General features: G+C 69.1%; 15 protein-coding genes. 4 read left to right on the forward strand and 11 right to left on the reverse strand.

The genetic code is table 11. The annotated features are described in order from the left end of the window. Window positions 1-4 precede the first annotated feature (4 nt). The 9 genes from A7E77_RS13575 to A7E77_RS13615 all read right to left on the reverse strand — a co-directional run bounded on the left by A7E77_RS13575 (window position 5) and on the right by A7E77_RS13615 (window position 9,876). Entirely contained in the window at window positions 5-1,396 is a 1,392-nt protein-coding gene (locus A7E77_RS13575) for an exopolysaccharide biosynthesis polyprenyl glycosylphosphotransferase (protein WP_063688698.1), read from the reverse strand. Continuing rightward, on the reverse strand, window positions 1,393-3,165 hold the full coding sequence (locus tag A7E77_RS13580) for a serine aminopeptidase domain-containing protein (RefSeq protein WP_226341747.1): 1,773 nt from the start codon (window positions 3,163-3,165) through the stop codon (window positions 1,393-1,395). The genes A7E77_RS13575 and A7E77_RS13580 overlap by 4 nt, the downstream gene beginning before the upstream one ends. Window positions 3,166-3,180: 15 nt before the next feature. Continuing rightward, entirely contained in the window at window positions 3,181-4,086 is a 906-nt protein-coding gene (locus A7E77_RS13585; protein ID WP_226341749.1) for an amino acid--[acyl-carrier-protein] ligase, read from the reverse strand. 9 nt (window positions 4,087-4,095) lie between these two features. Further along, complete coding sequence (locus A7E77_RS13590) at window positions 4,096-5,307, reverse strand: acyl-CoA dehydrogenase family protein (protein ID WP_226341751.1); 1,212 nt, start codon at window positions 5,305-5,307, stop codon at window positions 4,096-4,098. Next, on the reverse strand, window positions 5,297-5,548 hold the full coding sequence (locus A7E77_RS13595; RefSeq protein ID WP_043059492.1) for an acyl carrier protein: 252 nt from the start codon (window positions 5,546-5,548) through the stop codon (window positions 5,297-5,299). Before A7E77_RS13595 ends, A7E77_RS13590 begins: the two co-directional genes overlap by 11 nt. A gap of 29 nt (window positions 5,549-5,577) precedes the next feature. After that, window positions 5,578-6,399, reverse strand: a complete 822-nt coding sequence (locus A7E77_RS13600; RefSeq protein WP_063688708.1) for a WecB/TagA/CpsF family glycosyltransferase — start codon at window positions 6,397-6,399, stop codon at window positions 5,578-5,580. Window positions 6,400-6,525: 126 nt separating this feature from the next. Beyond that, on the reverse strand, window positions 6,526-7,863 hold the full coding sequence (locus A7E77_RS13605; RefSeq protein ID WP_063688711.1) for a lipopolysaccharide biosynthesis protein: 1,338 nt from the start codon (window positions 7,861-7,863) through the stop codon (window positions 6,526-6,528). Next, window positions 7,860-9,125, reverse strand: coding sequence for a hypothetical protein (locus A7E77_RS13610; protein ID WP_063688714.1), 1,266 nt, complete (start codon window positions 9,123-9,125; stop codon window positions 7,860-7,862). The genes A7E77_RS13605 and A7E77_RS13610 overlap by 4 nt, the downstream gene beginning before the upstream one ends. A gap of 1 nt (window position 9,126) precedes the next feature. Beyond that, entirely contained in the window at window positions 9,127-9,876 is a 750-nt protein-coding gene (locus tag A7E77_RS13615; protein WP_226341753.1) for a polysaccharide biosynthesis/export family protein, read from the reverse strand. 162 nt (window positions 9,877-10,038) lie between these two features. Between A7E77_RS13615 and A7E77_RS13620 the strand changes: the two genes are divergently transcribed. Next, window positions 10,039-12,060 (forward strand): GumC family protein, encoded by a 2,022-nt coding sequence (locus A7E77_RS13620; RefSeq protein WP_063688718.1) that lies wholly within the window; start codon window positions 10,039-10,041, stop codon window positions 12,058-12,060. An 88-nt stretch (window positions 12,061-12,148) separates the two neighbouring features. Next, window positions 12,149-13,351 carry a 3-oxoadipyl-CoA thiolase gene (gene pcaF, locus A7E77_RS13625; RefSeq protein ID WP_063688721.1) on the forward strand — a complete coding sequence of 401 codons (1,203 nt, stop codon included), beginning with the start codon at window positions 12,149-12,151 and terminating at the stop codon, window positions 13,349-13,351. 22 nt (window positions 13,352-13,373) lie between these two features. Here pcaF and putA read toward each other — a convergent pair whose 3' ends face one another. Further along, window positions 13,374-16,985: a trifunctional transcriptional regulator/proline dehydrogenase/L-glutamate gamma-semialdehyde dehydrogenase gene (gene putA / locus A7E77_RS13630; protein ID WP_063688724.1), complete on the reverse strand. Its 3,612-nt coding sequence runs from the start codon at window positions 16,983-16,985 to the stop codon at window positions 13,374-13,376. A 113-nt stretch (window positions 16,986-17,098) separates the two neighbouring features. Between putA and A7E77_RS13635 the strand changes: the two genes are divergently transcribed. Both A7E77_RS13635 and A7E77_RS13640 read left to right on the forward strand, forming a co-directional pair. After that, complete coding sequence (locus A7E77_RS13635; protein WP_017978447.1) at window positions 17,099-17,572, forward strand: Lrp/AsnC family transcriptional regulator; 474 nt, start codon at window positions 17,099-17,101, stop codon at window positions 17,570-17,572. A 38-nt stretch (window positions 17,573-17,610) separates the two neighbouring features. After that, window positions 17,611-19,233 carry a M28 family peptidase gene (locus A7E77_RS13640; protein ID WP_063688726.1) on the forward strand — a complete coding sequence of 541 codons (1,623 nt, stop codon included), beginning with the start codon at window positions 17,611-17,613 and terminating at the stop codon, window positions 19,231-19,233. 39 nt (window positions 19,234-19,272) lie between these two features. Here the strand turns inward: A7E77_RS13640 and A7E77_RS13645 are convergent, their stop codons facing one another. Then, the gene (locus A7E77_RS13645; protein ID WP_063688729.1) at window positions 19,273-20,652 is read right to left on the reverse strand and encodes a carbohydrate porin; all 1,380 of its coding nucleotides are present in this window, start codon (window positions 20,650-20,652) and stop codon (window positions 19,273-19,275) included. Window positions 20,653-20,655 lie beyond the last annotated feature (3 nt).

Raw genomic sequence — 20,655 nt, forward strand, 5'->3', positions numbered from 1 at the left:
CGCGTCAGAAGGCGTTGCGGTGAACCAGCACCCGCAGCGTCATCAGGATGATGCGCAGGTCGCGGAACAGCGTCCAGCCGCGCAGATAGGCAAGGTCGTGGTCGACGCGGCCGTGCAGATCGTCGGCATGTTCCGTGGCGCCGCGATAGCCGCGGACCTGCGCAAGGCCGGTGATGCCGGGCTTGATCGCGTGCCGCTGCCAATAGCGGGGCTCGACGTCCCAGAACAACCGGTCGCCCGCCAGACTGCCGAGCGCATGGGGCCGCGGGCCGACGATGCTCATCTCGCCCCGCAACACGTTGAGCACCTGCGGCAGCTCGTCGATGCTGGTCGCACGAATGAAGCGGCCGACGCGGGTGACGCGCGGGTCGCCGCGCTGCGTCGACCGATCGCCCGCCAGATCGGCGCCATCGACCCGCATGCTGCGGAACTTCAGGACGTGGAACAGCCGATTGCCGCGCCCGACGCGTGGCTGGCGAAACAGCACCGGCCCGCGGCTGTCGAGCTTGATCGCCAGCGCCGTGACGAACAGGATCGGCGAAAGCAGCACCAATGCGCCCCCCGCGACCGACAGGTCGAAGGCGCGCTTGAGCAGGCGGCTGCGCGTATCGAGCGGCCCTAGCGACACGACCGCGCTCGGCATGTCGGCAAGGTGCGAGAGGCGGACGGGCGCCAAGCTCTGCCATTCGGGCAGCAGCACTTCGCCTTGGACGTTGGCACCGCGGAGCAGTCGCGCCCAGGCCTCGCGCCGGTCCGCCGCGCAGGCGACGATGACGCGCTCGGCGTCGGCGGTCCGTTCGCTGAAGGTCGCGAGGATATGGTGGGGCAGCGCGGGTGCCGTGATGTCGATGCCGGTCATGTCGATCGCCGGCAGCCGCGCGATCGATGGATCGTGCAGCGCGGCGGGCTGAATGCCGTCGATGACGACCATCGTGGCGATATGCCAGCCGCCGGTATGCGCTTCGGCGAGTTCGTGCAGGGCCCAGCGGCCCGCCACCATCAGCGCGGCGGCGATCACGACGCCGGCCAGCAGCAGGCGGAACGACACGTCGACTTCGGCATGCAGGTAGGACACGAGCAGCAGCGCCGTTCCCGTCGCGGTCAGCAGCGCCGTCACCGCATCGCGCGTCGTTCGCCGCCAGTTCTGGAAGAACCGGCCGCTGTACGGCTTTCGCTGCAGCACGATGCCGAAATAGATCGGCAGCAGCACGGCGAGATCGTTGACCACCCAGACGTCGAGCGCGTCGTTCAACGTGACCGCGCCGGCCAGGGTGAAGGACGCGAACAGCGCGGTGATATCCAGCGTGATCAGCGCCGCATAGATGCCGAGGCGAAATCCGCGCCCGGCGATCGTGCCGCTGGCCGCTTCGGGCCGCACCGAAGCGGCCCGGGTCACTCGGCTGCCGCCGGCAACTCCGTCCGCGGCGAGACGGGGGGCAGGCCGGTACCATGCGCGGCGACCGCATCGGTCATCGCGGCGATCATCATCTCGATATGCCGATCGCGCGCCAGCGTGCCGTTGAAGTGATGGTCGGCGCGGTCGAGCGTGACCATCCGGACGGGCGGATACTGACGCAGGAGGCGCGCGCCGCGGCCGAGCTTCATGCCCATGTCGGCAAGGCCGGGGTCTTCGTCGCTGAAGACGAGGTGGACGTGTGCACCGCGTGCCGACAGCGTCTGGAGTTGTTCGCGAACCTGCGCGGCTTCCGATCCGGGCTTGGGCGGCAGCAGGCTGGTCGCGGCGTGACGCAGGCGAATGGCGCTCCGCTTGGCGAGGACGCGGGCGATACCGGGCAGGTCGGCCTCGCCCTTCAGCATCCGGCGCCATTCGCCCGGATTGCGCATCGCGCGGATATAGCCCTTCAGCGACCGTTTGTTGTCGCGCACCGCGACGCGGATATCGTCGCCATAATGCCAGATGAACTTTTGCAGGTTGAGCACCACGCTACCCACCGCGCGTTCGTCGGCGAGCGTCACCTGCAAGGCGGTGTGTGCGCCTGAACACAAGCCGGCGACGATCGCGCGGGGGAAGCCATGGGCCTCCAGGCAATCGAGGCTGGCGACGCCTTCGGGAATGCGTTCGGGGTCGTAATGCGGGTGGCGCGGATTGTCGCCCGCGGGGCTGTCGCCCATGCCGGTCAGGTCCATGCGCAGCGAGGCGAAGCCCTCTGCTGCCAGACGGCGCGCGAGGCGTACATAGGCGCGCCCGTTGCCGATGTGATGGGTGCTGCCCTCGTGCATCAACAATGCCGCCACCGGCGCCGCCGGGCGGCCGGCGGGCCGGCACAGCATGCCGAACAGCGCGTCGTCCGGACCGAAGCACAGCGGCTCTTCGATAAAGGTATCGGTGGTGAGAGATATGGCGTCACGCAGCGGCGCGATGGGGGCGCCCGCGGGCGTTCCGGCGTGCCGGGCCACCCAATCGGCGACGGCGGCGAAGGTATCGACCGGCGTCTCGTTGGTCGTGGGATCCTGCATCCAGCCGTCATAGTCGGCGAAGGGCAGTTCGGTGGCCGCGCCGCCCGCGTCGCGCCAGCGCTGGGCCAGCTTGCCCGAACGCCGGTCCGTCCGCGGCGGCACGAACAGCGCAGTCTCGACGGGCGCCTCTACGGCCGAGAGGTCGATCGCCGCCACCTCGCGCTGGAATGCGGCGGTCCAGCGGAAGCCGTTGGTGTTGAGCGGCTGATCGCTCTCCAGAGGCGGGACGGGGTCGAGGCCGGAGAGGCTCGCCACCGCCGCCGAGGCACGGGTTTCGCGCAGGAACGCCTGACCTGACAGCACCGGCGCGAGCAGGACGAGGGCGCTGACATCATCGAGGCGCTTCGCCGCCAGCATGGCGACCGCCGCGCCCAATCGCACGCCGGCCAGCATCACGCGATCGACGTGGGCGTGGCCGCGCAGCCAGGCCGCCGCCGCTTCGGCATCGGCGACCAGCCCATCCAGCGTCACCGGCCCGTCGACCGAATCTCCGGTCCCGCCATAATCGAAGCGGACCGCCGCGACCCCGCGCGCGGCCAGCGCCTCGCCCAACGCCATCAGGCCGTGGTGGGTACACACTTCTTCCTGCGCGAAGGCGGGGCACAGCACGACGCCGACCGGCGCGTGTCCGCCTTCGGCCGGTGCATGCAGCCAGCCGAACCGGCCATCGATATAGATCGGGGTCATCGCCATCGGATGCGCTCAGTCGAGGCCCAGCGTCGCGCGCACGCCCGCGGGCCAGGCGGCGAGGTCGAAGCCGTGATGACGCAGCAGCGCCAGCACCAGCCGCTCCATGCCGAACGCGCAACAGGCGGTCTGCGCCGGTTCGCCATCGGGCGTCCGGATGTTCCAGGTGTCGCCGAAATAGGTCATGTGATAGTTGAAGCTGAGGCAGGCCGTGGGTCCGGCACCGTCATTGACCGGCACCAGCAGCTCGAATTTCAGATTCTGCATCCGCTGATTGTCGGCGAGCAATTTGCCCGCACGGCCGAAGAACGGGTCGTTGGCGACGTCGACCTCGAACGGCAGCTCTAGCGTGCGGACGAAGTCCTGCCCGCGTTCCATCCAGTCGGCGCGGAAGGCGAGCACCTGTTCGGGCGTGCCGATCCGCACATATTCGCGCATGCGGAACAGCTGCAGCCGTGTCGGCTCCAGCGAGGGTTCGTGGCGGAAGCAGTATGAGGCCACATCGACCAGATGACCGTCCTCGCCCAGTACGCCGCGTTCGGCGACGATCGGGTAGACCGCGTAACAGGCGGCGGGCGTCAGCACGAGATCAGCGGGTTGCTGGTTCCCCATCCAATCCTCGCCGCGCTCCATCTGGCCCATCAGCTTGTGATGCGCGCGGTCGTCACCGCAGAAGCAATGCACCGTTCCCGCGAAGTGCGGGAAATTCTTCATATAGCCGCTCTTTTCGAACGTCTTCTGCGCCATGGCCGGTGGAAAGCGCATGACTTCCGGCTTGTCCTTCAGCCCCGCCGCGGTGATCGCGCGCTCCAGGCCGTCGAACACCGCCTCGAACGTCCCGCTGCGACCCCAGAGGCCGTCGATGCCGGTCGGGAAGACGAGGCCGGCCTCGATCAGGCGGGTGCGGAAACTGGTGGGCATGTCCATGATTCAGAGCGTTCCCAGTTCGGCGCGCTGTGCGAACAGCATGGCGCCGGTGCCGCTGGCGATGCGGTCGTTGTTGATCATCAGCTGCGCCGACAGGATGTCGCGCAGATGACGGCCGATGCTGAATTCGGTGCCGTTGCGATATCCGGCCATGCCGCAGATACGCAGCGCCTCCAGCACCACCTCATGGCATTGCGTCGATACGTCGTGCTTCAGCATGTTGAGCACGGTCGCGCGCGCCATGCCTTGCGGCCAGCCCGTCTCCTGCGGATCGGCCCCGGCGCGGTCGCTGCCGAGCGCATGGGTGGCGTCGAACTGGTCGATCAGCGTGCGCAGTCGCGCCTGCATGCCATCGAGCAGGCCGGCGGCGTGCATCAGGCGATGCGCGCCGGGCTGCGTCTGGCCGGGCTGGCGGCGCGCGGCGGTGCGCAGGAAGGTGCGCGCGCGGGTCAACGCCTCCACCGCGATGCCGGTCCATACGCCGCCCCACATCAGGTGCGATGCGGGCACCATCGCTTCGGCGGCGATATCGGCGAAGGGCACGGCCATGATCTGCGCGGCCACGCCCTCGGCGCGGAAGGTGAAGCCGACCGTGCTGGTGCCGCGCATGCCCAGCGCGTCCCACCCACCCGTGGATTCGAACGAGGCGTCCTCGCGCGGCACGACGACGAGGACCTGATCGGACGGCGGCGCCTCGGCATGGGTGCGCGCGGTCACGAAGAAGACGTCGGCATAATCGCCGTAGGAGACGGTGGGCGCCTGCTTTTCCAGCGTGAAGCGGCCATCCTGCACATCGACCGCGCACCGGCTCGACCGCATGTCGCCGCCGATGCCGACCTCTGACGTGATCGAGGCGATCAGCAAATTCTCGGTCGCGATCCGGCGCGCGAAATCGCGCTGCCAGGGGTCGTCCAGCGCATGCATCACCAGGCAGGAGAGCTGGCTGTGATGCATCGCATAGACCATCGCGGTCGATGCGCAGACGCGCCCCAATCGTTGACATTGCCCGACGATCTCCGCCATCGTCGCGCCGCTGCCACCCAGCGCGACCGGCACCAGCGCGCCGAGTAGCCCTTCCTGCCGCAGGGACGCGACGGCCTCGGCGGGAAAACGGCCTTCCCGATCCACCGCGTCGGCATGCGCGGCGGCGACGGCGACGACCCGCTCGATCGCGGCGGCCATCGCACGTCCGGTCGCGGACGGATCATGCAGCATCGGCATCTCCCCGAATGCTCTCGATCGCCGCCGTCAGCGCGGCGATGCTGCTGAAGGTCGCACGCGTGAGCAGCTGATCCGGAAACACCACGTCGAATTCCTCTTCGATCGCGAGCATCACGCCCACGGTCTTGAACGAGGTGAGACCGGCGGCGAACAGGTCGTCGCGCGGCGACAGTGACGCTGCCGGCTTCAACAGCCCGCCGGCGTCGTCGAGGATAGTGCGCAATTGGTCTTCCACGAAAATATCCTCGGTAAGATGAGATGGATTTAACGCGACTGACGCAGGTCTGCGACCGCTGCACGCAGAAAGCCGATCGTACTGGGCCCATAGCGCTGTAGCATGCGTCGCGGCTCGAGGACGATGCGCCACAGCCATTCCAGGTTGAGGCGCACCATCAGGTCGGGTGGGGGGGCATTCATGCCGAGCAGCAATCGAAACGACTGACCGACGCACAAGGCCCATGCCGGCGGCAGCAGCGCGCGATAGCGGTAGGCGAACAATTCGCTCTTGGGGGCGCCGACGCACAGGAAGATCAGGGTCGCGTCGAAGGTCGAGATCGCATCGGCGAGCGAGCGGCAATAGGCGGCGTCTTTCTCGAAGCCGAACGGCGGCACCAGCGTCTCGACCGCGAAGGCCGGCGCGAAGTCCTTCAGCCAGCATTCGATGCCCTCCGCCGTGGCGTGGCTGTCGACGACGAAGAACCCCCTGTGGCCCGCCAGCGCGGCGGGGTCGGCGAACATCCGCTCGATCACGGCGCGCCCGGCAACGCGGCCCGGCAGCGAGAGGCCGCGTAGCTTTGCGAAGCGATAGACCGGAAACCCGTCCGCGACGATGATCTGGGCGCTTTGCAGCGCGCGATGGAACTCGTCGTCCTTCCGCGCCAGCGCGATATGCTGGATGTTGGGCGTGACGAACACGCCCAAGCCTTCGTCGGCGCTGCGCGGCGTCTGCAGCATGTATTGCGCCGCGCCGTTTTCATCGAGATCACGGAACCGCATGCCCAACACTGGCGCACGCAGGCGGCGTTCCACACCCCGATAGGGTTCGCCGTGGTTCGGATCGGTCGTAGTGTCGGACGTCAAGACCACGGACTCCGGAAACGGGCTTGAAAACTCCTTACGCCACAAAGGCTTAACATTGCGTTTTCCGACCGCCGCCGCCAAGGAATTTATGACAACATAGCGGGCATTTATCGGCCACGTCGAGCCGTTCGCTCATTGCGGTAACGCTGTCCGGCGGTTCTGCCACATCGCGTAGACGGCACCCAGCGGCGTGAAGCCCAGTGTGTCGCGCGCGATCAGGCTGCATCCGATCGCGTTGACCAGCATCGTCGCACTCGTCGCGATCGCCGCGCCCTGCGCGCCCAAAGGTGCCGACAGCAGCACCAGCCCGCCGATCAGGACGAGCGTCGCCAGGCCGTTGACGCGCAGCAGTGCGCGCGCATAGCCGGTCATGCCGAGCAGCTCCGGCGTGGTGGTGGTGAGCGCGGCGGCGATCTGGCCGAGGATCAGGATGTGCAATGCGGTGGCGGCGGGCAGGAATTGCTGGCCGAACAGGGCGAGAATCCGGTCCGGGAACACGATTACGGCGAGGATCGGCGGGATCGCGAGCGTCAGCGCCAAGGCAATGGCGCGCGCGGCCTCTTGCCGCAGGCCGGCGAGGTCGCCGATCATGTAGAGCCGGGCGAAGCGTGGCGCGACCATCGACGCGACACCGCTGACGAACATGTAGATCACCAGCACCACCCGCCAGGCGATGGCGTACAGGCCCACTTCGTCGGTGGAGGCTAGGATGCCGAGGATGAAGGGCGGCGCCGCGCTGATGAGCAGCTGCACCAGTTCGAGGCTGAACAGCGACAGACCAGTGCCGAGCAGGGGTTCGGGCGGATTGGACGGCCGCCCCGGCGTCACCGCCGGCAGATCGCGCAGCAGCATCACGCCGCCGATCAGGGTCGCGAGCGTCATACTCGCCGCCACGGCCGCCAGCGCATGCGCGTCCGACATCGGCAGCGCGAACACCAGGACGCAGAACAGCCCCGGCCACAGCCAGGTATAGACGATCTGACTCTGCGTAACCCGGTGCAGCCCGGCGAGCGCACCTGCGACGAGATTGGCGAAATTCTGCGGCAGGATGGCTAGTGCGCCGATGACGAACAGCGGGGCCATGTCGGGCTTGCGCATCACATAGGCTGCGAGCGGCCAAGCCGCGAGCAGCGCGAGGGCGGTCAGCGCGAGCGACAGCAGCAGTACCATGATCGCCGCCCGCCGCATCGCCGCCCGTGCGCCCGCTGCATCGTCCGCCGCGAGCAGGCGTGCCATTTCGCGGGTCAGCGCGCGGTCGATCCCCAGGCGGCCGAGGCCCGATGCGATCATCAGCGCGCCGAACACGATGTAGAAGGCACCGACCTGATCCAGCGACAGGCGCAGCGCGATCATCAGGTGCATGCCGTATCGGCAGGGAATGTCGATCAGCCGCGTGCCGACCGTCACCAGCGACCCGCCATAGCGCTGGTGCAGACGACGCAGCAGGGAGTGTTCGGCCGCGCTACTCATCGACGACGCCCCCCTGCTGCGGGCAATTCCCGGGCGTAGAGGGCGATCGCCATGATCGACGTGATCTCCCCGGGGGCGAGGGTCATGGGGAGCATTTCCGATATCAGCAGCGAATAGACGAGATAGTCGCGCAGCGCGGCCAGGAAGGGCGTGTCATGCAGGCGGCGGGCGCTATCCATCAGCAGCACGCCGCGCAAGGGGACGGCCGCGATCAGCAGCGCGCCGATGATCCCATATTCGAAGATGATCCCCATCCAGGTGATGTCACCAAGAAAGAAGAAGTGATTGAAATAGGTCATCAACCCGGCGGGATCGATCGGGCTGATCGTGCCGACGCCGAAGATCCAGCGAAACGGATCGGTGCCCAGAAAACCGATCGCCTTCATCGTCGAGATATAGCGGACGTCGAACGCGAAGGCTTTGTCGGTGCTGAAGATCGACGCCATGAACGGCACCGAGAACAGCGCGGCGAGCGCGAAGGGAATGAGCGCCAGCATCAGCAGCCGCAGGCGCGGGCCCGCCGCGAGAAAGCCGTTGATCGCCGCCATCAGCGTCACGCCGAGCACGAAGGTGCGCATGCGGACGAGGCCGAACACCATGGCAAAGCCCGCCCCCCAGGCCGCGAACCAGCGCGGTTGCCAGCGTGCGGTGAAGCGGCGCCAGGCGTAGAGGATGCCGATCAGGCCGAAATACATTGGCATGCGGATGCGATTGCCGCGGGCGTCCGCCGACAGAAGCGGGGAATCGCCCGCCACATAATGTTCGGCATAGGCCGATTGCGGCGCCAGCCGCCAGATCGCGAGCAACAGGACGAAGGTGACGACGGCGCAGATGAGGAAGGCGGCATCGATCTCGCGCAGCGTCGGCCGCAGCCAGCGCAAAAGCCCGAGCAGCGAGAAGATGTAGAGCAGCGGCAACAGCTTGAGCTGCGAGGCCAGCGCGATGAAGAAGGTCTGCTGGAAGGTGAAGAGCGAGATGAAGGTGGGGACGAGCACCAGCCACAGGATCGTCACGACCATCTGCCGCGACCCTTCCGGCCGGCGCCCGGCGAACAGGATCAGGCACAGCGGCAGCGACAGCAGCGGAAACGCCTTGGACAAGGCCCAGGCGGGCTTGAGCAGCTTCACATAATGGAAGCTCTGCCCGAACAGCGGCAGCAGCGCGACGAGCAGCGCGACATAGGCCCAGCGGACGTCGGCCGCCTGCATCCAGCCGCGCAGGCTGCGTCGCGGAAAAGGCAGGGCGCGCGTCGCGGCGGTCATGTCAGCGGCCGAAGACGGCTCCGCCGCCCAGATTGTAGTTCAGGCTGCGGCTGAACGGCAGCAGCTTGTTGATATGTTGGTCGATCCACAGATTGGCCTCAGCGATCGACGAGCGCGGGACGAACACGATATCCTGTGATTGCAGATCGATGCCGGTCGCGATGCCGTTCTTCGTATAGGCCTTCAGATCGACCTGACGCTGGGCGATCGTGCCGTCGGCATTGCGGTGGATCACCACCACCTTGCGCGTGCGCGCGGTGTCGAGCAGACCACCGGCGCCGATCACCGCCTGCATCGGGTCCATCGTCGCGGTGAGTTTTACCGGGCCGGGCTGGCGGACCTCGCCACCGACATAGACGACGCCGCCATATTGCCGCACCGCCACCGTCGGGCGGGCATCCTCCACCACGCCCTGCCGGCGCAGATCGGCCGAGATGAGCGCCGCGACCTCATCGATCGTGCGGCCGCCGACGGGGACGTTCCCGACCAGCGGAATCGCGATGCGGCCATCGGGGCCGACCGGCCCGGCGTGATCCAGTTCGGCATTGTAGGGAAAGCTGATCGCCAGCTCGTCGCCGGGCGCGATGCGATAGGCGGTGCGATCGATCACTGGGGCAGGGGCAGGGGCTGGCGTCGCCGCCATCCCGCGCACGGGCGTCCGCCCGACCGGCGCCACCTGCGCCAGCGCGTCCATCGTCGGCGCAACCAGCGCCAGCACCGCCGCCATGGTCGCCAAGCCGTATCTGCCCATCGTCACCGTCCCGTTGCCCGCGCGCCACCCGGCCGTCCCACTGCAAGACACGGGACGGGTCGCTTCCGCTAAGTCGATATAGCGGAAGGCTTAATGGAAAGGTAAGAGGAACCGACCATAAGGCGCACCAGCCCTTTCCAGCAGCCTCGGACAATCCACCAGATGCCTGATTTCACGTCTTCGTCCGAGCAGCAGGAAACGGAGACGCGCCACGGGCAATTCGCACTGCGCGACCTGCTGAACGGCATTTTCTATTATCGCCGACTCGCGCTGATCGTCGCGGGATCGATCATCGGGCTGGGCATCCTCGTCGCGTTGCTGTTGCCGCCAAGCTATAGTGCCGAGGCGCGGCTGCTGCCGCTGAGCGCCGGCATCTACGACATGCAGGACGCCGGGCGCGCGCCCTTGCCGGGGCAGGTGCTCGACCCGGGGGCGGTCGCCAATGTCGAGCTTCAGATGCTCGACAGCCTGGAGCTGCACCGCGACGTGGTGCGCGCGCAGCTCGGCCCCGCCGCCTCGCCGGCGGAGATCAACGCGGCGCTGGAGAAATTCCAGTCGCATCTGCACGTCACCAAGGCGAACGAAGCGAACGTCATCCAGCTGACCTATACGGCGCGCGATCCGCAACAGGCCGCCGATGCGCTGCGCCAGCTGATCCGCCGCTATTTCGAAAGCCGTGCGACCGTGCTGACCTCGGGTCGCGTCGCCTTCCTCGAACAGCAGCGCAACGCGATCAAGCGCCAGCTGGACGAAGCGAGCGCGCGGATTACCGCCTATCAGCAGCAGAACGGCATCGTCGATATCGCCGCGCAGGTTGCGGGTGCGGTCGCGCAGGACGACCTGCTGCGCAAGAGCAAGCTGGAAAGCGATGCGGAGCTGGCCGACGGGCGCCGCAGCCTGTCGAGCCTCAGCAGCCAGGCCAAATCGGTGCCCGCCGATATCCGCCTGTACAACGACAATACCGAGGCGGCGCGGGCGCTGGGCGAAATGCAGGCGCAGCTGCTGGGCCTGCAGGCCAAGCGCGCCGATCTGGCGTCGCGCTTCATGGCGACGTCGCCGCAGGTGACGCAGCTCGACAAGCAGATTGCCGCATTGCAGGCGACGATCACCCAGCAGAAATCGTCGCTGGTCATGACGCAGCGCACCGGCCGCAATCAATATTTCGATTCGACCAAGGACAAGTTGATCCAGTCGCGCGCGACGGTGGCCGGGGCGGAGGCGCGCGGCGCCGAACTGGCAGGGCAGCTCGGCCAGTCGCGGGCGCGGCTGGCGCAGCTCAATGCGATCAGCGACCGGCTGACGACGATGAAGCTCGACCGCGACGTGCTGGCGGACAGCTTCAAGTCGCTGTCGTCACAGGTCGAACAGGCGCGCGTGCAGCTTAACCAGACGACCGAGGCAGGCAGCCCCAACGTCCGCGTCATCGAGGCGCCGACGCCCCCGACCAGGCGCACCAATCCGCCGCTGCTGCTGATCGCCGGCAGCATCTTCGCGGGCATCCTGATCGCGGGCGCGGCGGTGTTCATCGCCGGCAGCCTGCGCGAAACCTTCCTGACCCCGGTGGAGGTCGAGCGGGCGCTGGGCCTGCCCGTGCTCGCCGCCCCCGTCGCCGAACAGGGCGAGGGCGTGGCGCGCGACTACAGCCGGCTGATCGCGGCGGTCGACGCGCACCACCAGGGTAGCGGGCGGGCAGTGCTGCTGGTCGCGCCGAGCTCGCGGATGAGCCTGCAAACCGCCGCGTTGGGCCTGGGCCGGGCGATGGCGCGCCGCGCCGGCGCGCGCGTGCTGCTCGTCCGCTTCGCCAGCGATGCGCCGGTGTCGGAGACCGCCGCGAGCCTGGAACTCGAACCGTTCGAAGACATGATGACGACGATCATCGGCACTGCGGCCTGTTCGCTGCAACGGCGCGACGTGCGCCTGCTCGCCGAGCTGCGCGAGCGGTTCGACTATATCGTCGTCACCGCGCCGCCGATGGCGGTGGGGTATGAGGGGATCGAGCTGTCGCAGGCGGTCGATGTCGTCGTGCCCGTGGTCGACGCGGAGGCGACGCGTCGCCCGGTGGCGCGGACGCTGGTGACGCAGCTGCGCGATGCCGGCGCGGTGCTGATCGGCGCAATCCTGCTCGGCCGGCGCTGGCATATCCCGCAGCGGCTGTACCGCCTGCTGATCGAGCGGCGCGCTTAGGCAAAGCGACGCGCGCCGGCCCGTAGCGGCTTGACGACGCACGCCATTCGGGGCGACGCCCTTCGGCAAACGCTGGAGAGGACGCCCGATGCCCGATGCCTTCATCTGTGACGCGATCCGCACGCCGATCGGCAAATTGAACGGCGCGCTCGCGAGCGTGCGCGCCGACGACCTCGCCGCGATCCCGCTGCGTGCGCTGATGGAGCGCAATCCGTCGGTCGACTGGGGCGCGGTGGACGATGTGCTGCTCGGCTGCGCCAATCAGGCGGGCGAGGACAATCGTAACGTCGCGCGCATGGCGGTGCTGCTCGCCGGCCTGCCCGACGGCGTGCCGGGCGCGACGGTGAACCGCCTGTGCGGATCGGGGCTGAACGCGGTCGGCAGCCTCGCGCAGGCGATCCGCTGCGGCGATGCGGCGTTGGGGATCGCGGGCGGCGTCGAGAGCATGACGCGCGCGCCCTATGTGATGGGCAAGGCGGCCGGCGCCTTCGATCGGGGGCAGCAAATCGAGGATACGACGCTCGGCTGGCGCTTCGTCAACCCGGCGATGCGCGCGGCCTATGGCGTCGACACGATGCCGCAGACCGCGGAGAATGTCGCCGACCAGTGGCACGTGGCGCGTGAGGATCAGGACGCCTTTGCGCTCGCCAGCCAGCAGAAGGCGGCTGCGGCGATCGCCAGCGGGCGGCTGGCGGCGGAAATCGTGCCGGTGACGATCGCGCAGCGCAAGGGCGATCCGATCGTCTTCGACACCGACGAACATCCCCGCGCGACGAGCCTCGACGCGCTGGCGAAGCTGAAGCCCGTCGTGCGGGCGGACGGCACCGTCACCGCGGGCAATGCCTCGGGCCTGAACGATGGCGCCGCGGCGATGCTGGTGGCGAGCGAGGCAGCGACGACGCAGCACGGCCTGACGCCGCGCGCGCGGGTGCTGGGCATGGCGGCGGCGGGGATCGCACCGCGGATCATGGGCGTCGGCCCGATCGAGGCGGCGCGCAAGCTGTGCCGGATCACCGGCATCGGCCTCGACCAGCTCGACGTGATCGAGCTGAACGAGGCCTTTGCCGCACAGGCGATCGCGACGCTGCGCGATTTGGACATCGCCGCCGACGACCCGCGGGTGAACCGCAACGGCGGGGCGATCGCACTGGGCCATCCGCTCGGCATGTCGGGCGCGCGGATCGTGATGAGCGCGGTGGAGGAGCTGCACCGCAGCGGCGGCCGCTACGCGATGGCGTTCATGTGCATCGGCGTGGGGCAGGGGATCGCGCTGATGCTGGAGCGCGTCTGACCGACGCGCCCCAGCCGGTGGGTCAGCCGATCGCCATCAGGCTGGCATTGCCGCCCGCCGCCGTCGTGTTGATCGACGTCGACACTTCCTCGACCAGCCAGTCGAGGCGGTAGCCCGCGCAGCCCGCCTGGGGCAGCACGATCGGGCCGGGCAGATCGGCGAGCGCCGTCAGCGCGGCGGAGACGTGCGCGGCCTCGCCCTCGATCAGCGCGCCTGCGAAGGCCGGCGCACGCCGCCAGTCGTCGGCGAGCCGCACGCGGGCGGTGACGCTCGGCGGCAGCGCTGCCAGCGCTGTGGCCAGCGATCCTGCATCGCCGACGACCGCGTCGTTCCCGGCGGCGAGCGCGGCGCCGATCTGTTCGATCAGGCCGTCGCGCGTCTGCGGCAGCAGCAGCACGCGTCCGCGCGGGTGGAGGGCATAGAGGTTGCGTTCGCCCACCGGGCCGGCCAGCTCGGTCGCCGCGCCGAGCATCGACGTGGCGATCGCATCGCGGACGCGCGTGGCGAGCGCGCGCTCGCCACGATCCTCCAGCCACAGCGCCAGATCGCGCGCGGCGGGATCGGCATGGTCCGACACGACCGCCGGCGGCAGGTCCGCGCCCGACACCAGCCGGCCGAGATACAGCGGCCCGCCCGCCTTGGGGCCCGTGCCCGACAGGCCGCGTCCGCCGAACGGCTGCACGCCCACCACCGCGCCGATGACGTTGCGGTTGATGTAGAGATTGCCCGCCTTCACCCGGCTGGTGACGTGCGCGATCGTCTCGTCGAGGCGGGTGTGCAGGCCGAAGGTCAGTCCATAGCCGGTGGCGTTGATCCGGTCGATCAGCCGATCCAGTTCGGCGCGGCGGAAGCGGACGACGTGCAGAACCGGCCCGAACACCTCGCGCTCCAGTTCGGCGATGTCGGACAGTTCGACGATCGTCGGCGCGACGAAGGTGCCGTGCGCGGTATCGCCGGCGAGCGCGAGCTGCTCGACGCGGTGGCCGCCGTCCCGCATTTTCGCGATGTGTGCGTCGATATTGGCCTTCGCCTCTGCGGTGATGACCGGGCCGATGTCGGTTGCCAGCGTGTCGGTGCGGCCGATCGACAGTTCGTGCAGCGCGCCCTTGATCATCGCGAGCGTGCGGTCGGCGACCTCCTCCTGCAGGCACAGGATGCGGAGCGCCGAACAGCGCTGGCCCGCGCTGTCGAAGGCGGAGGCGATGACGTCCGCCACCACCTGTTCGGCGAGCGCGGAGGAATCGACGATCATCGCATTCTGCCCGCCGGTTTCGGCGATGAAGGGGATGGGCGACCCATCGGGCAGCAGACGCTTGGCCAGTTCCTTCTGGATCAGCCGCGCGACCTCGGTCGATCCGGTGAACATCACCGCCATCGTCTCGGGCGCCGCGACCAAAGCCGCGCCGATCGCGCCATCGCCGGGCACGAAGTGCAGCACGTCGGTCGGCACGCCCGCCTCATGCAGCAGGCCGACGCCCTGCGCGGCGATCAGCGGCGTTTCCTCGGCGGGCTTGGCGAGCACCGCATTGCCCGCGACCAGCGCCGCGGCGACCTGTCCGATGAAGATCGCGAGCGGGAAATTCCACGGGCTGATGCAGGTGACGACGCCTAGCGGGCGATGGCCGGTGCCCAACGTCGCGCGCGCCTGCTCGGCGTAATAGCGCAGGAAGTCGATCGCCTCGCGCACCTCGGCGATGGCATTGGGCAGCGACTTGCCCGCCTCGCGCACGATCAGCGCCAGCAGCTGGGGCATGCGCGCCTGCATCGCGTCGGCGGCGCGGTCGAGCATCGCGGCACGTTCCGCCGGGGTGGTCGCGGACCAGCCGGGCGCAGCGGCCTGCGCGGCGCGGGCGGCAGCCTGCGCCTGCTCAACCGACACCTCGTGCACCGTGCCGACGCGGTCGCGATGATCGGCGGGGTTCAACACTGCGCGGGGCGTGCCGACGACGCCGGCGTCCCACGGGCCTTCGCCCGCCATCGTCTCGCTGAGCATCGCCAGCGTGGTTTCGTCGCTGAGGTCCAGCCCGGCGGAGTTGCGGCGCGCGCCGTACAGGTCCTGCGGCAGGGCGATCTGCGGGTTCTTCTGCCCCGGCGCGGCCATCGCGCGCACCGCCTCGACCGGATCGGCGATCAGATCGGCGATCGACACTTCGGGATCGGCGATGCGATTGACGAAGGACGAGTTCGCGCCATTTTCCAGCAGGCGGCGGACGAGATAGGCCAGCAGCGTCTCGTGCGTGCCGACCGGCGCGTAGATGCGGCACGGGCGGTTCAGCTTCTCCGCGCCGACGACTTCGTCGTACAGCGGTTCGCCCATGCCGTGCAGGCACTGGAATTCATAATCGCCGACGGTAAAGTCGGGGCCCGCCAGATGATAGATGGTGCTGAGCGTCTGGGCATTGTGCGTCGCGAACTGCGGGAACACCGCATCGCGCGCGCCCAGCAGTTTCCGGGCGCAGGCGATATAGGCGACGTCAGTGTGGATCTTGCGCGTGTAGACCGGGAAGTCGGCGAGGCCATCGACCTGCGCCCGCTTGATTTCGGCATCCCAATAGGCGCCCTTGACCAGCCGGACCATGATCCGCCGGTTGGCGCGGCGGGCGAGGTCGACGATCCAGTCGATCACGAACGGACAGCGCTTGCCATAGGCCTGCACGACGAAGCCAAGCCCATCCCAACCGGCGAGATCGGGATCGGTGGCGAGGCTTTCGAGCAGGTCGAGCGACAGCTCCAGCCGATCGGCCTCCTCGGCATCGATGTTGAAGCCGATGTCATAGCCCTTGGCCATCACCGCCAGCGCCTTCACGCGCGGCAGCAGCTCGCCCATCACCCGCGCCGCCTGCGCGCGGACGTAGCGGGGATGGAGCGCCGACAGCTTGATCGAGATGCCGGGCCCGTCGAAGATCCCGCGGCCGGCCGACGCCTCGCCGATCGCGCGCACGGCGTTTTCGTAATCGCGATAATAGCGGTCGGCGTCCGCCGCCGTGGTCGCCGCTTCGCCCAACATGTCGTAGCTGTAGCGGAAGCCGCGCGCCTCCAGCGGGCGGGCGCGCTTCAGCGCCTCGGCGATCGTCTCGCCGGTGACGAACTGTTCGCCCATCATGCGCATCGCCATGTCGACGCCGCGGCGGATCACCGGCTCGCCCGCGCGCGCGATCAGCCGGGTGAGCGCGGCACCCAGTCCGCTGTCGTTGACGCTGCCGGTCAGCTTGCCGGTGACGACGAGGCCCCAGGTCGCGGCATTGACGAACAGCGAGCGGCCGTCGCCGACGTGGCTGCGCCAGTCGCCGCCGGCGATCTTGTCGCGGATCAGCGCGTCGCGCGTCGCGGTGTCGGGAATACGCAGCAGCGCCTCGGCGAGGCACATCAGCGCGACGCCTTCCTGGCTCGACAGCGCATATTCCTGCACCAGCCCCTCGACCCCGGTGCCCTTGTGCTTGGCGCGCAGCGCGGTGACGAGCGCCGTCGCCGTCGCGGCGGCGTCGCGGCCGATCGAGTCGGGCAATGTCGCGGCGTCGAGCAGCGGCGCGAGGCATTCTGCCTCCGGACGACGATAGGCGGCGGTGATCGCAGCGCGCAGCGGCGTCTGCGGGCGGACGGGCGGCGCGAAATCGGCGAAGGGCGGGCGGGTCATGGGCGAAGGTCCTCTCTACGATCCGCCCATATCGACTTTCGCGCTGGCGATCCGTCCGAAATGCGCGCAGGATCGCGCCGAACGACCCGATTTTCGAGAGCGGCACAGGCCAAATGGACGGCAAACCATCCCAGAACGCGCCGATCGACACGTTCGACCGGCGCATCATCGAGGCTTTGCGCGACGACGGTCGCCTGTCCGTTACCGAACTTGCCCGCCGCGTCGGCCTGTCGAAGACGCCGTGCCAGGTGCGTCTGCGCCGATTGATCGATCAGGGCTATATTCTGGGCTTCCGCGCGGTCATCGATCCGGTGCGCCTCGGCCTCGATCACATCGCCTTCACCGAGGTGAAGCTGTCCGACACGCGGGAAGCGGCGCTCGACGCGTTTCGCCGTGCCGTACTGCGCATTCCTGAGGTGGAGGAATGCCATATGATCGCGAGCAGCTTCGATTATCTGCTGAAGGTCCGCACCCCCGACATCCGCCGCTATCGCGAGGTGCTGGGCGAGCGCATCTCGGCGCTGCCGCATGTCGCCAACACCTCGACTTTCGTCGCGATGGAAACGATCCGCGACGCGGGCGTGTAGCGCTTGCGCGTCGCGGGCGGTTGGGTCACGCTGCCGGCATGATCCGCTGGCTCCCCCTTCTGTTGCTGACCGCCGCCACGACGGCGTCGGCCGATCCCCGCGCGCCGATCCTGTCGCCGGCGCGGATCAAGGCCGATGTGAAGACGCTGAGCGCGGACGATTTTCACGGGCGCGGGCCGACCCAGCCGGGTGAGGCGATCACGCTCGCCTTCCTCGAAAAGCGGTTCGCGGCGCTCGGGCTGCGACCGGCGGGGAATGCTGGGTATCGCCAGACCGTCCCGCTGCTGCGCTGGACGCGCGAGACCGCGCGGTTCGACCTGTCGCTGGGCGGCAAGACTGAGGCGCTGCGGCCGGGCGTCGAGATTGCGGCATCGTCGCGGATCGTCGGGACGACGACGCTCGATCACGCGGGCGTCGTCTTCGTCGGCTATGGCGTGGTCGAACCGCGGCTGGGCTATGATCCGTATCGCGGCGTCGATGTGCGCGGCAAGGTGGTGGTCGCGCTCGCCGGCGATCCCGATGTCGAGGCGGGGCGCGATCTGGGCTTCGGCGGGCGCGCATCCAGCCCCGCGGCGCGCACCAAATTGGCCGAGGCGCAGAAGCATGGCGCCGCCGCCTTCTTCCAGATCCACGATACCTTCCCGTCGAGCTACCCCTGGCTGCAGCTCGCCAACAGCGATGCGGTGCCCGGCTATGCGCTGGATACGGGCAGCGTTCCGCCGGCCTTCGGCATTCGCGGCACGTTGCGCAACGACATCGGCGTGGCGCTGCTGCGGCAGGGCGGCCTCGATTACGCTGCCGCCAAGCGCGCGGCGCAGCGGGCAGACTTTCGCGGCATCGCGTTGCAGGGCGTGGCCCTGTCGGCCGATGTCCGCACCAGCCTCGACCGGGCGGTCAGCCACAATATCGTCGGCATCCTGCCGGGCACCGATCCCGCGGCGGGCAGCATCCTGTATGGCGCGCATTGGGATGCCTATGGCGAGAATGCGTTCGATCCGCCCGCCGACCGGATCCGCAATGGCGCGGTGGACAATGGCACGGGCACCGCAACTGTGCTGGAAATCGCGCGCGCCTTCGCGGGCGCGCCGCGCCTGCGCCGATCGGTCGTGTTTGCCCTCTGGACCGCGGAGGAAAAGGGCCTGCTCGGCGCAACCTGGTATGCCGACCACCCCGCGCTGCCGCTGGCCACCACGGCGGCGCAGTTCAACCTCGACCCGCATATCGTGCTGGGGCGGACGCGGGACCTGGAGCTGATCGGGGTCGGCCGTACCCCGCTGGAGCAGGACCTCGCCCGCGTCGCCGCGGCGCAGGGGCTGCGGATCGTGCCGGAGGAGAATACCGAGGCGGGCTGGTATTACCGCTCCGACCATTATGCCTTCGCGCAGAGGGGCGTGCCGGGCGTCTACTTCCGCGCGGGTCGCGATCTGGTGCGCGGGGGTGCCGCTGCGGGCGAGCGCGAGCGGGCGCGCTACAATGCCGAATGCTATCACCAGACCTGCGACGCGTTCAAACCGGGCTGGGACATGACCGGCGCGGCGCAGGAGGGCAGCGTCGCCTATGCGCTGGGCCGCGAGATCGCGGCCGGCGCGACCTGGCCCACGTGGAACGCCTCCGAACCGTTCGCCGCCGAACGCGCGAAGAGCGACGCGGCGCGGCGCTGACACGCCGCATCGCTGTCCGGCTCCGGCGGGCGTGCCCGGTCAGAAGGCGCCGTGGGCCCGGAAGGCGAACACGTTGGCCGGCCCGCGATCCCGATTGTAGCCGGGATTGGCGATAAACTGATAATCGACGGTCAAATCGACCCCCCGTGCAGCGGCGACTTTGTAATAGGCCTCGCCGATCCGTTCGGCACCGGGGTTCGGCAGGCGGCCGTCCCCGACGAGGACGCCCAGGCCCCCGGCATCGAGATAGCGTTGATGCGCGCGGCTGATCGCGTTGACGATGACGACTGCCCCCAGCGTATCGCCGCCCCGTCCCCAACCGGCCCCGCGCAGCGACAGCCCGGCCTGCGCCGTACGGTCGATGTCGGTGAAGTCATAGGGCTCGACCTGCCCGTCCGCGATGCCGGCGCGGGCGAAGACGCCGAGCGTGTCGCTCGCCGCCTGTTCGAGGTTGACGCCGATGCCTGCCCGCGTGCGACGGCTGCGCACCAGGCCGGTATCGGCGACGTCGCCGGTCCGGTTCGCCAGCGCCAGCGCTTCGTCGAAACGCCCGAACCGGCCGCGATTGCGGAAGAGCGTGACGCGCACCGCGCCGGGGCGGCCGGCCAGCTGGTGGCGATGCTCCACCTCGGCATCGAGCTGATATTGGCCAAAGCCCCCCTCCAGCGTCTCGCCGTTGGGGACCTTCGACAGGTTGAAGGCGCCCAGGCGTAGCGTCCAGGCGGCCCGATACCATTCGGCGGCGATGCCGGTGCTATAGCCCCAGGCGTCGGCGGCATAATCGAAGCTGCCCGTGTCGACCGCCGACCAGTTGAGGAAATCGGCGCGCGGATCGTGGGCGTAGCTGTTGGTGTCGAACACGTCGCCGACGCCGAACTTGCCGACGGTCAGCACCAGACGATCGGCGGTGCGCGATCCGGCGAGCTGGTTGGCGACGCCCGCCACCGCCTCGCGCGCGCCGCTCAGGTCGATGGTCTGGCGCAGGAACAGCCGTTGCAGGCGCGTGTAGGGTTCGGTACGGCCGACCTTATAGGCTTCCGCGCTGGGGAAACCGGCGACGCCCAGCGTATTGGACAGGCCGAAGCCCTGATCGATCTCGGGGTTCACCCACAGCTCGCCGCCCGCCCAGGGGCGCACGCCGGCATAGAGCGTGACGTCGACGGTTTCCTTCGCCTGACGCGGCGTCAGGCTGTTGGCGCCGGCATAGGGCGAGGCGAAGCCAGGCGTGGCTTGCAGGACGACCGTCGCCTGCCCGTGGACCGCATAGCGCTGCTCGTCCGGCATGGCGTCGGGCGCGATCGGCGTGGCGGGCGCGGTGACGGCCGGCGCGCGATCCTGGACGGTCTGCGCCGCAGCGGGCGCGTGCGGGAGGAGGCCGGCGAGCGCGCAGGCGCCCGCCAGTGAAAAAAGCCGGGTCATGAT

The sequence above is a fragment of the Sphingomonas sp. NIC1 genome (assembly GCF_001638925.1).
Taxonomy (GTDB): Bacteria; Pseudomonadota; Alphaproteobacteria; order Sphingomonadales; family Sphingomonadaceae; genus Sphingomonas; species Sphingomonas aquatilis.

Bases quoted from the DNA above. Each gene is read 5' to 3' on its own strand.
- A7E77_RS13620 (WP_063688718.1), top strand. From the start codon at position 10,039: ATGCCTGATTTCACGTCTTCGTCCGAGCAGCAGGAAACGGAGACGCGC.
- A7E77_RS13580 (WP_226341747.1), bottom strand. From the start codon at position 3,165: ATGACCCCGATCTATATCGATGGCCGGTTCGGCTGGCTGCATGCACCG.
- A7E77_RS13610 (WP_063688714.1), bottom strand. From the start codon at position 9,125: ATGACCGCCGCGACGCGCGCCCTGCCTTTTCCGCGACGCAGCCTGCGC.
- A7E77_RS13645 (WP_063688729.1), bottom strand. From the start codon at position 20,652: ATGACCCGGCTTTTTTCACTGGCGGGCGCCTGCGCGCTCGCCGGCCTC.
- A7E77_RS13615 (WP_226341753.1), bottom strand. From the start codon at position 9,876: ATGGGCAGATACGGCTTGGCGACCATGGCGGCGGTGCTGGCGCTGGTT.
- A7E77_RS13640 (WP_063688726.1), top strand. From the start codon at position 17,611: ATGATCCGCTGGCTCCCCCTTCTGTTGCTGACCGCCGCCACGACGGCG.
- A7E77_RS13605 (WP_063688711.1), bottom strand. From the start codon at position 7,863: ATGAGTAGCGCGGCCGAACACTCCCTGCTGCGTCGTCTGCACCAGCGC.
- A7E77_RS13635 (WP_017978447.1), top strand. From the start codon at position 17,099: ATGGACGGCAAACCATCCCAGAACGCGCCGATCGACACGTTCGACCGG.
- A7E77_RS13590 (WP_226341751.1), bottom strand. From the start codon at position 5,307: ATGCTGCATGATCCGTCCGCGACCGGACGTGCGATGGCCGCCGCGATC.
- putA (WP_063688724.1), bottom strand. From the start codon at position 16,985: ATGACCCGCCCGCCCTTCGCCGATTTCGCGCCGCCCGTCCGCCCGCAG.
- pcaF (WP_063688721.1), top strand. From the start codon at position 12,149: ATGCCCGATGCCTTCATCTGTGACGCGATCCGCACGCCGATCGGCAAA.
- A7E77_RS13585 (WP_226341749.1), bottom strand. From the start codon at position 4,086: ATGCCCACCAGTTTCCGCACCCGCCTGATCGAGGCCGGCCTCGTCTTC.